General features: G+C 35.5%; 5 protein-coding genes. 1 reads left to right on the forward strand and 4 read right to left on the reverse strand.

Annotation, left to right across the window (positions count from 1 at the left end; translation table 11 throughout):
- Nucleotides 1–6: 6 nt before the first annotated feature.
- The 4 genes from ACKU4N_RS12525 to ACKU4N_RS12540 all read right to left on the reverse strand — a co-directional run bounded on the left by ACKU4N_RS12525 (nt 7) and on the right by ACKU4N_RS12540 (nt 9,195).
- Nucleotides 7–2,286 carry a GH92 family glycosyl hydrolase gene (locus ACKU4N_RS12525; protein WP_321316696.1) on the reverse strand — a complete coding sequence of 760 codons (2,280 nt, stop codon included), beginning with the start codon at nt 2,284–2,286 and terminating at the stop codon, nt 7–9.
- A 226-nt stretch (nt 2,287–2,512) separates the two neighbouring features.
- Nucleotides 2,513–4,375, reverse strand: coding sequence for a LamG domain-containing protein (locus ACKU4N_RS12530; protein WP_321316698.1), 1,863 nt, complete (start codon nt 4,373–4,375; stop codon nt 2,513–2,515).
- A 65-nt stretch (nt 4,376–4,440) separates the two neighbouring features.
- Entirely contained in the window at nt 4,441–6,018 is a 1,578-nt protein-coding gene (locus ACKU4N_RS12535; RefSeq protein WP_321316699.1) for a SusD/RagB family nutrient-binding outer membrane lipoprotein, read from the reverse strand.
- A 12-nt stretch (nt 6,019–6,030) separates the two neighbouring features.
- Nucleotides 6,031–9,195: a SusC/RagA family TonB-linked outer membrane protein gene (locus tag ACKU4N_RS12540; protein WP_321316701.1), complete on the reverse strand. Its 3,165-nt coding sequence runs from the start codon at nt 9,193–9,195 to the stop codon at nt 6,031–6,033.
- A 462-nt stretch (nt 9,196–9,657) separates the two neighbouring features.
- On the opposite strand from ACKU4N_RS12540, the gene ACKU4N_RS12545 reads away from it, so the two are divergent.
- Nucleotides 9,658–12,186 (forward strand): hypothetical protein, encoded by a 2,529-nt coding sequence (locus ACKU4N_RS12545; protein WP_321316704.1) that lies wholly within the window; start codon nt 9,658–9,660, stop codon nt 12,184–12,186.
- Nucleotides 12,187–12,249 lie beyond the last annotated feature (63 nt).

Raw genomic sequence — 12,249 nt, forward strand, 5'->3', positions numbered from 1 at the left:
ATCATACTAGTAAACAATTGATTTAGGTCTATCTTGAATTGATTTTCCAAAATTAGGATTTGGTGCAGCTCCCATCTCGAATGTCAGCACTCCACCGTTTAAAATATCTTTGTGTGTAATGAATGATTTTGTATACTCCAATCCGTTTAAAGTAGCAGACTGAATGTAAATATTATCATCACTGTTGTTGTTTGCTTTGATGGTAAACTTCTTATTTGCAGGAAGATTAATACTTGCTTCATCGAACAAAGGGCTGCCAAAAACATAAGCACCATTGCTTGGATTAACGGGATAGAATCCCATGGAAGACATTACATACCAGGCAGACATTTGCCCACAATCTTCGTTCCCGCACAAACCATCTGTTTGATCGGTATACAATTCATTCATAATGTAACGAACCTTGTCGGCCGTTTTGAATTGCTCACCTGCATAAGCATACAAATAAGTGATGTGATGACTTGGTTCGTTTCCGTGTGCATATTGGCCAATTAAACCTGAAATATCTGATGAAGCTCCTTCTTCCAATTCAGAAGAAATTGAGAAAAGACTATCCAATTTATTCAGAAATGGCTTCTCGCCTCCCAAAAGAGAAATTAATCCTTCCGGATCTTGCGGAACCAACCATAAATACTGCCATGCATTCCCTTCACAATAATCGTTTACACGATGTTGTGCTGAGTAAGGATCGAAAGGTGTTCTCCAGGAACCATCTTTCATTTTCCCTTTCATAAACCGATCTTTTGGATCAAAATATTTGGTATATGCATTGGCTCTGTCCTCAAAATATTTTACATCATCAGTTTTCCCCAATTTTTCAGCCAGTTTGCTAATTGCCCAATCACTAATTGCATATTCCATAGCACTTGCCACCGATTCATGCATCATATCACACGGAATGAAACCGTATTCCTGTAACTCTTTAACGCCTGGTTCAAAATCGCCCATAGCCGTTGCTTTTACCGCTTCGTATGCTAATTCATAGTCTATCCCTTCAAATCCTTTCAAACATGCATCAACAACAACCGGAACTGCACTGTAGCCAACCATTGTATTGGTTTCGTTTCCTCTTAAATGCCAAACCGGTAATTTCCCTTGCTGCTTGTAAATTGTCAGCATTGAATTAATCATATCCGGAACACGTTCATGTTGCGTTAACGTATATAAAGGGTGAGCTGTACGATAAGTATCCCATAAGGAAAATAAAGTGTAATTTGTAAAGCCAGCGTTTCTATATACTTCCTTATCAACACCACGGTAATCGCCATTGACATCATTAAATAAATTAGGAGCGATAAGTGTGTGATACATTGCTGTGTAAAATACTTTCTTCTTTTTTAAATCTTTCGTTTTAATCTCAATTTTAGACAGTTCTTTATTCCATTTCGCTTGATTTTCAGCAAGAATTTGTTGAAAATCCCATGATTTCATTTCAGTCTTAATATTTGCCAAAGCATTTTCCATGCTGACTGGTGACATTCCAAATTTGACTTGAACTTCTTCAGAAGACGATGTTTCAAATCCCAGGCATGCTTTCACAGCTGTTCCTTTCGCCGCATCTCCGTCTACTAATTTGTCCCCATTGTATACTGCAATATCTTTAACTGGCTTTGATAGAACCATTGCGAAATATTCTCTTTGATCTTCAGCCCAACCAGTTGAAAAACGATAACCGGCTACAATTGTATCGTTTACTTGATGAAAAAATGTTTCGGTAGCGGTATCTCCATTTCCTTCCTGTAAATCAAGAATTATTTTAGCCTGATCCGATTTCGGAAATGTAATTTTATGAAGAGCCACACGTTCACTCGTCGTCATTTCAATATCTACATTATAAGTATCCAAATGCACTTTGTAATAACCCGGTTCTACCTTCTCTGTTTTATGACTGTAATAGGAAGCGTAACCATTTTCCGGATTTTCCTGAGAACCTGGATTCATTTTTACATCGCCAACAGCAGGCATCAATAAAAATTCACCTAAATCAGTACATCCGGTTCCACTTAAATGCAAATGAGAAAAACCTTTAACAATGCTATCTGAATAATGATACGATGAACACCAATCCCAGCCTTTATGGAAGTTGCTTGGGCCGGCCTGAATGGCTCCAAAAGGGACACTTGCACCTACAAAAACATGCCCGTGTCCTGCCGATCCAATTAGAGGATCAACAAATTGAATGTAATCACCTTCGGCACCTTTGGAGTCTCTGTTACTACAAGAAAATAGAGTAGTAATTGCCAGAGACATTAGAATTAGTGATTTAAGAGAATTTTGGTATAGCATCTGGTTCTAGTTCTTAAGTTTTATAATATGCTGATATATGTTGTAGCTCTAGGCTATTTAATTATCTGTGTTATGCACCTTTTTACAAAAAGGCTGAAAAAAATTCCTTCCATTATAGTAAGGCGGAAGCAAACCCTTTTAATCAAATATAATTTTCCTTTGAAAAAGGTAAAAATTAGAAATAGGAGCTGTCAACCGACAGCTCCTAAATTATTTAGTCAAACTATTAGTCTTCAATTACATTCCAAGAGATTCCTCTCATGTCACCTTGATAATTTCCTGTTTTATCGGCAAACTTAACGCCACTAACCCTATCCAATGGGAAATAAACATTCAAACCAGTTTCGGTACCATCGATAGCCGCATCCAGATCAGTCACATCGCGGGCAACATCCCATAAACGGAAATCTTTCATGTAACCATCCATCTTGCCCCAGCCATTACCTAGCCACATTTCACCCCAACCGGAGTTGTTTGGTGCTCCTATATCCTCAAATAAAGCTTCTTCAACACCATCAACAAATATTTTTGTTGTGCGCGCGGTATTGTCATGAACAAGAGCAACATGTTGCCATACTCCAGTCTTCATTACCAAAGGCTCTGTTTTTGGACCTTGCCAACCTGCACCAGCATTAGTAAAATTCCAAAGGCCACCTGAATTAAGAACATTCTCTTCAGTTAACTCATCATAACCATATACCCAAACACCATACTCTCCGTTGTTAAAAAACTCTCCGGCACCATATCCAAATAGTGATTTAACTTTTACGTTAAACTCTACAGTATAATCCCCTTGTGGAGTATAGTTAGGAGTAATTCTTAAACCTACAGCAGCAGGATTATCATGATCAATAAAAATACCATCTGTATCAGCAACTAACATTTTATTGATCAAGGTAATTTTACCAGTTAATGATTTAGCCATTTCATCCAACTTGTCTTGACGTCCTTCATTTATCAATGCATCATTTGCATCTACAATCAAAGCATCGATATAGGCAATAGTTCCAACAGGATAATCTCCGTCTTGATCACCTTCTACTATTGTTGCTTTAAATTCTGTTATTTCAAGAATTGCTGCTTCCAAATTCGTTTTATCTAAAACAATTACCGGAGGTGCAGACACCCATTCAACTTTCCCTTTAATTGTTGCAGTATAGTTTCCTGTAACATCCTTAAATGAATCACCTAAATTTGCACTCAAAGGAAATAACATTTCAAGGTTTGCTTCAGTTCCATCCAATGCAGCAGTTTTGTTATCAGCAATTTCAGAAGCTGTACGAGCACCTTTCCAAACTCTTACGTCTTTCAATAGAGCATTTACAATACGATCTGTCCAAGTTGGTCCATTACCCAGAATGAAATTTTTATCAGCTCCCGGCAAATAAGTTTGTGTTTGAGATAATACCTCAACTCCATTTACGTATAATTTTTGGCTGGTAATTTCGTTTACAAAAGCAATTTGCATCCACTCACCGGATTTTATAATACCGGGTTCAGTTTTGACATCTTTCCAACCTTCAGCGGTACCCACGTTAAGATGTATAACACCATCGCTGAAATAACGAATTACGAAACCACTATCCGGACCATCCTGCTCGGTTGCAAAAATATTGTTTGAATAACCTTTTTGAGCTAAGTTGACAACATAAATCTGAGTCTCAATCGTAAAACTTTTGGTAAAAACAGGTTTGATATTATCTGAAATTTGAATCCCTGTTCCTTCTTCCTGCTGAATCCAAGGCATTGCTATTGCAACTGTATTTGCCTTAAAAATATCAATGTAACGTTGCAATTTCACCACAGCATCAGCAATATCTTCCTGTTTATCAGAATTTTCGATACGCCAATAAGCCCAATCAACCACTTCCTGAAGTTCTTTTTTTGCCCCTGGTTTAAAATCGCCGGCATTAATTCCTTCAACACTGGTTGCAATTAAGCCTTCTGCTTCAGTAATCAAAGCATCAAGAGAGCCCGTCTCAAAATTCCCTGCACTTTTATTGTCATCATCACATGCTGCGAAGGTGAAAACCATCAAAATAGCAGCCAGATAAGACAACATTTTTATGTTAAATTTTATTGTTTTCATATAACAAAGTTTAAATGAAGTGTTCTGTTAATGATGTAATCAGAACACTTTCATTAAATTTTTAATTAAAAATTGCTATTCATTAATCCACTACCATCTTTGGTTTTGGTATCTGCTGTATCCCACCACACACGAATATCCATTCTATCCAAATCTCGTGTATTTAAAAGAGAAGGCATATTTTCCTCATCTTGTTGATGTGCGTTATCTGGATAACTAATTCTTTTTACCCAAGTACCTGCAGCAACAGTCGAACTTCCGCTAACTCCGCTTTTTGGTAAAGTAATATCCGGATAATCTGTTCTTCTAAAATCAGCCCAGCCTTCCACTCCATTTGGAAAGTTAGCCAACCATTTTTGAGTAATAATCTGTTTTAATTGATTTTCATTGGCTCCCGTCAGAGTAGTTAATCCACTTAAATAAGCAGTTGCATCATTTTCATCTACACCAACATAATCCATAGATGCCTGAACTCCTTCCTTGTACAATGCATTTGCATCTCCTGAAATCCATCCTCTTAATGCTGCCTCAGCTTCCAAAAATTTAACCTCCGAATAGAACATTACCGGACAATACATATCATCATCTTCACTTCCAACAAAATCAACATAGCCACCTTCTAAATTGATTGTTGCAAATACTTCATCAGCATCACTTTGAACAAGATTAAATCCATTTTCAATTCCATTATAAATTGGAAATCCTGCCTCTTCCTTAGTTTTAGGTTCTACCTTTTTAAGATCTTCGTTAAAAACCTGATAAGCAAACCATTTAGGTGCTCTTGGATCTTCTCCTACCGATGACTGGTTATATAAGTAATTGGAAAAGGTTTTCGACATACGTATATTGTTCCAATTCCAAGCCATTTGGTGCAAGTAATCAAACCATCCTTTACTCCACATAGGAACTTTAACAACATCTGCATTACTAACTAATAATCCTCCAGGGCCACTAACTGCAGCTTGAGCTTCAGCCTGAGCTTTTTCAGGATCGGCATTCGAAATACGCATTGCTAAACGCAAACGTAGAGAATTACCAAACTTACGCCATTGCAATGCATCACCACCGTAGATCAAATCATAATCATCTGTGTAATTATATTGCTCTTCACCACCAGTAATATTATTAATAGCTACATTCAATCTAGTGAATAAATCGGCATAAATTTCTTGCTGAGATGAATATGGAACTGCATCACCAACTCCTGCACCGAAATAAGGCATATCACCATAAGTATCGGTCATACGTGACCACCAGTAACACATCCAAATTTCTTTGATCGCAATAGCATCAACAAAAAATTCATTATCTCCATATGCTTCCTGCATGGCAAGATCCTGTCTTAAATGTCTGGTATAATGCTCCTTCCACTGATTTCCAATCCAACCATCAACATATTCGTACCGAGGAGATCCAAATCCAGATACTGTATTTGCCCAATACTGAGAGTACAAATCAGGATATAAATTTACATTTCGCTGATAATTAGCGAATACTTCTTGTTGCATTGCATTAAGGAAAAATTTCGGCTCTACTTTGGTTGTAGAATTTGGGTCAACATTCATATCCCCAAAATCGTCAGAACAACCGCTGCTCATCACAAACAATCCCAATACAAATAATATAATTTTTATCTTTTTCATATCGTTTATCAATTAAAATCCAACGTTAAGCGAGAATCCGTATGTTCTTGTTGCCGGAACCGGAGAAAAATCAAATGCTTGCGCCGCAAAAGAAGAGCTATATGCACTTGCATCAGGAGCAGTTCCTGGAGTATCTTTATAGAAATAAAATAAGTTTCTACCAACTAAAGATATTCTTGCAGTCTTCACTGGATTGTTTGGAATCCTACTCAAAAGAGACTTTGGCAGATTATATCCAATTGCAACTTCTTTTAATTTCATGTATGAAGCATCGTAGACAAACTCCTCACTCACTTTAGATAATTGTCTCCAGTATTCTTCTGCAGAAACCATAACATGATTTGCTCCTCCATCAACCGTAACACCGTCAACAAATAATGACATTCTATTATTTTCATCAGTCCTTTTTGCTGTACCGGAAGAAGTAGCTCCCTGTTCTGAAGATGATAAAATATCGCCACCTTCCTGAACAGAAACAAGAGCTGATAAGAATAATCCTTTATAATCAACACTTAAGTTAATTGACCCTGTCCAGTCAGGTTGAATATTTCCTAAAATATGATCCGTTCCTTGTGCAACTTTCATCAAACCATCACCATCAACAATAATATTTCCACTATCATCGCGCTCATAAACTGAACCTGTAATAACTCCAAGTTTTTTACCTGGCAAACCTAAAACACCACCACCAAAATCATGTCTTTCAACATCATCTGTCAATTTATTTAGGATACCTTCATTTTTTGCAAAATTAAAATCTAAACCAACTTTTAAATCTTTATATTTAACAGGAACTGTAGTCAACATAACTTCAAATCCTTTATTCGTGATAAGACCAGCATTTATTAAAGCATACTCGAAACCTGAACTTTGAATAGCTTCCACCTTTAATATTTGGTTTTTCGTCTCCTCGTTGTAATAAGTAAAATCTAATCCGACACGATTATTTAGAATTCTTAAATCCAAACCTAACTCCCAAGATGTCGAAATTTCTGGTTTTAAATCTTTCACAACTGCAACACTAGGAACATCTCCAACAGTTAGATCATAATTCCAGCCTCTTAATTTGTATAGTTGACTTGTAGCATAAGCGTCTGTGGCTTTACCAACCTGCGCCCATGAACCTCTAACTTTTGCAAATGAAATCCATTCCGGCAATTCTGTCATTTCAGAAACAATACCACTCAAACTTACTGAAGGATAAAAATATGAATTATCGAATTCTGCATTAGCCGCAGTAAGTGTAGATGACCAATCATTACGTGCTGTAAAATCAAGAAATAACATATTTTTGTATGCCAACTGACCAAAACCGTAGATAGAGCGTACTTCTGACTCCTCGATTCTCTCTTCAGCATTTATATTTGACCCTGCAGCTAAGAAAAAATCCCCTTCAGATGATAATTTACCAGAGGTTGCCTTTAGCTCATCAAAATGACGCTTCATATTATTAGCACCTACATTTATACCAATAGTAAAGTCTTGATTAATTTCTTTATTGTAAGACAATAGAAATTCATAATTTTCTTCCTTAAAATTTGTCTGACTTGGGTTATAATTTGGTCTTGTAGCTTTATCAACATTATCAGCATACATATATCCTTCAACAGCAGAGAATTGATAAAAATCCATTCCATACTTAAATTTTGCTTTCAAATCTGATGTCAGTTTCAAATTTGCGGAAATGTAACCGAAGGTTCTATTTTTCTCGTCGTAATTGGTTGTTTGAGCTTGTAAGAAGTATGGATTCCTTAAATTAGCACTAGGTGCCTTATACAACTTTTCAACATGTTGTCCTGCAAGAATATCATAACCTGGAGCCAAATCCTGATTACGAATATTCATTGGCATTGTATTATAATACGAAACATAAGAATAATTACCAATTTCAGGACGCTCATTGCCTTTTGTATTAAAGAATGAAACTTTTGTATCAATATTTAACCACTTATTAATATCGTAATCAGCTCTTAAATCGAAAGTCAATTTCTCCACTTTATGGTCTTCATAAATACCATTCATGATATCCTTTCCTAAAGAAACACGATAAGCACCTTCTTCATTACCTCCGGTTAAAGAAACATTATGTTTTTGTGTAGTACCTGTTCTTGTAAAATCTTTTAAACGATCTTTTTGACCTTCGTATGCAATGGTTTCACCAGTCCATGATTCCAGCATTTGACCTTTCATTTCCGGTCCCCACGAAGAAGTTCCATTCTTATCATACACTCCATTGGAACCTTGTCCATACTTATCCTGAAGATCCAACATATAAGCAGCTTCAGATACAGTAAACCCACCAGAATAAGAAATTCCCAGACCTTTACCCCGTGCTCCTTTCTTAGTTGTAACCAAAACAACACCATTACCACCACGTTCTCCGTAAAGAGCTGCAGCATTCGGTCCCTTCAATACAGAAACAGACTCTATATCATTAGGATTTAAATCAAAAGCACCACCTGCTCTCGATGTTCCTCCCCAAATATCTCCTTCACGACTATTTCCGTTATCAAATGGGACTCCATCAACCACCCAAAGAGGTTCATTGTTCCCACTTAAAGAACTAGCTCCCCTAATCTCGATTCTTGATGTTCCACCAACGCCACCACCAGATTGGTTAATCTGTACCCCAGCAACTTTCCCTTGAAGAGAACTTACTAAATCAGAATTACCTCCTTGTGTTAACTCATCAGCTTTTACATCCTGAACAGCATAACCAAGTGCTTTCTTTTCTCTTTTAATACCTAATGCAGTAACAATTACCTCATCTACTTGTAAAGCATCAGTGGCCATAACAAGATTAATTACAGATTGAGAACCAACTGTAATTTCTTGTGTTTGCATACCAACAAAGCTAAAAACCAGAATACTGGTTGATTCAGGAACAGTGATCTCGAATTTTCCATCGATATCAGTTACCGTTCCAATTGTAGTACCTTTAACAACAACTGATACTCCAGGAAGTGACATTCCTGAGTCTTCAGTAATAACACCCGTAACCACTTGTTGTGTCGCAGAAACAGATGAATTTTCTTCAGTTAAACTGTTAACGTTTGCATTCGCAGAAAATGGAAGAACCATCATCACGCAAAGCAAAGTAAAAATCCCAATCTTACTTCCAAGTCCTAATGGGTTAGCCAGGCTTGAATGAAGATTTCGTAAATAGCATTTCTTCATAGTTAGAATTATTAATTATACAATGAACGAAAAAAGTGTTGTTTTTTTCTAGCTCCAATATTAGCGCAAACGTATTAATTCACGATTAATATTGAATTAATGCAGTATCAAAAATCATTAATCAAGACTTAAACATCTCATTTTTATTCTTTTATGTCAGCAGGTCAACTTTGTCTATTCTTGAAGATTAATTGAATGTTCTCATATTTTTGATGAGCATTGGCAATCCTATTAGCTTGTACAATCAATTGTAAAAATTAAGAATCTAAATCTTTCAAAAGCACAAACAAAATAAAAGACTACATAATGAAAAAAACTACATTTCTATATGTTTTTCTGTTTCATCACAAGCAAAACCTTTCGTTAAAATTAATCCATCAAACATAGTCTTTTTAGGCTTTTATCTTTAAAGTCTTGGTATATTTCGATATATTTGGAAATTAACAAACCTCATAAATAATAATGAAATTTCTACTTGCATTATTTGCCTTAATTATATCTTCCCTTTCTCTTTATGCCGACCACGGTATTTATTTTAAATCCAACGAGGTTTCGAAAGAGAATCGGACTGGGATTGATATTACACACAAGAATAATATTTCATATACCCAAAACTTCACCATTGCCTTTATGCTTTCTTTACGGGAAACGGAAACTCATTATGGGGAAATTCTATCTTTAAAAGAGGAACATGATAAAAACTTAATACAGGTTACCTATAGGGAACCGGATTTATACGTAATTCACAATAAAAAAGAAACTAAGTTTCATTGTAATTTTAATGCATTAAACCTTCTTCGAAACAGATGGATTCCATTCCAACTTGAAATTGATAGTGAAAATGGAGAGATTGCCTTAACTCTTGGAGAGAATCACTTTAAGAATTCAATTCAATTTCCAAAAACCTCTGAGTTTTCCTTATCATTAGGTGTAATAAACAAGTATGGCTTTTTTATCGATGAAGTTCCCTCGATGTCTATAAAAGATTTGGCCATTCACATTGACGGAACACCAAAACATTTGTGGCCATTTCGAAAAGTTGCCAACGATGAACTTAAAGACATTTTATCAAGTAGAACTGCTAAACTATATAATCCCGATTGGGTAATTGATTATCACAATCGATGGACAAAAATAAAAACTTTATCATTTTCCTCATTGCCATCGATGGCATATGATAAAAAAAATGAAACAATTCATTTTGTTCTTAAAAATGGTGTTACAAGCACCTACTCATTAAAAGCAGGCACTTTAAGTACAAACAATAAAAATTCCGGATACCCTGTTTTTGAAAAATCACAACAGCTTATAATTGACAGTAACAATCAATTAGTTTCGTATAGTTTAAATCAAAACGATCTTTCAACTTACAATTCAGTCAATCAAAGCTGGAATCATGCCGACAGTGTAACTAATGACCTGCCAAAGTGGTGGCATCACAACAAGCTGATTCATCCAGGTAATCACCAAATAACTACTTTGTGCGGATACGGCTACTATTCCTATTCCAATTCAGTTAAATCATTTAACGAAAAAAGTAAAGTGTGGACTGAGCTCAAGCTTAAAGGAGATGTTATCGGACCTCGGTATTGCAGTTCGCTTGGATTTTCGGCTGAAAACAGTAATGTTGTTTATTTATTTGGAGGACTGGGAAATTCTCTTGGAAAACAGATTTTAGGAAAAGAGTTTTACTACGACCTTTACCGGATTGATTTCGGGAAGAATGAGATAAAGAAACTATGGGAACTGCAGCAAAATGATCAATTTCAATACCTACCCGTTAATTCATTAAAGGTAACTAAAAAAGACAGTGCCTTTTACACATTACTATTTCCTTGTCAAAAAAGCAGTACTTATCTTAGAATAGCAAAAGGATTTATTAATAATCCAAAACTATATTTCATTGGCGATAGTATACCTTACGAATTTGTTGACATTAAATCTTTCGCTGATCTTTATTATTGGGAAAGTGAGAATAAATTGATTGCACTTACTTCACAAGAAACTGATGCAGATGCTGAAACCTATAAGGTGTCTATGTATTCTATAAGCTATGAGCCTGGAGCAGATACAGAATTGAATATGAATAATCATTCCCTTCCTTTCTCCATAAAATTATTCTACATTTTTTTGGCCACGATCCTATTGTTCCTGATAATTTTTGTGAGAAGAAAAATAAGAGCTAAAATCAAAAATGAAAAATTAGAAAATGCTTCAATTTACACAATTCAGGAAACTCTGCCGACTTTTAAAATTCCACAAGTAAATTCTATCCTTTTGTTTGGTGGATTTCAAGTTTTTGATAAAAAAAGCAAAGACATCACTTACCGCTTTAGTCCTACTCTTAAAGAATTGTTTCTTTTAATACTATTGTATTCGCTTGAAGATGGAAAAGGAATTTCATCAAGAAGAATTCAGGAATTCCTTTGGCCTGATAAACCTGAAGACAAAGCCAAAAACAACAGAGGTGTTAATATTAAAAAATTACGTGGTATTTTAGAAGATATTCAAGGCGTTGAAATTACTTTCGACAATAATTATTGGAAGATGGTACTCGAAGAGAACATTTTCTGTGATTTGGCGCACATTCAGAAATGTATTAGTACCCAAATAACAAATTCGGATAGTGATAAAACAGAAGAAATAATTCAGATATTACACAGAGGTACTCTTCTTCGCGATATAATTCCTGAATGGCTGGATTCTTTTAAAGACAAAACAACCGGGACAATTGTAAGTACTCTTGAGGAATTATTAACTAAATTCGATTTTGAACCAAGCATACGTTTGGCCATTTCAAATGTTATTTTTGAATTCGATCAGATGAATGAAACCGCCCTTCGGGTGAAATGCAATCTCCTTTCCATACAAGGAAAGCATAGCTTGGCAATGGAGACTTACGAAAACTACATTAAACTCTATGTGAAATTATACAACGAAAAATATCAATACTCATTTAAAGAGATCGTTTCAGAAAATACGACAGTTTAATCCATAAAAAAAACCAAGTTCACACCTGGTTTTTAAACTAATCTAAAATTCATCCTTCTTATG

Origin of the sequence: Labilibaculum sp. (assembly GCF_963664555.1) — a bacterium.
Lineage (GTDB): Bacteria > Bacteroidota > Bacteroidia > Bacteroidales > Marinifilaceae > Labilibaculum.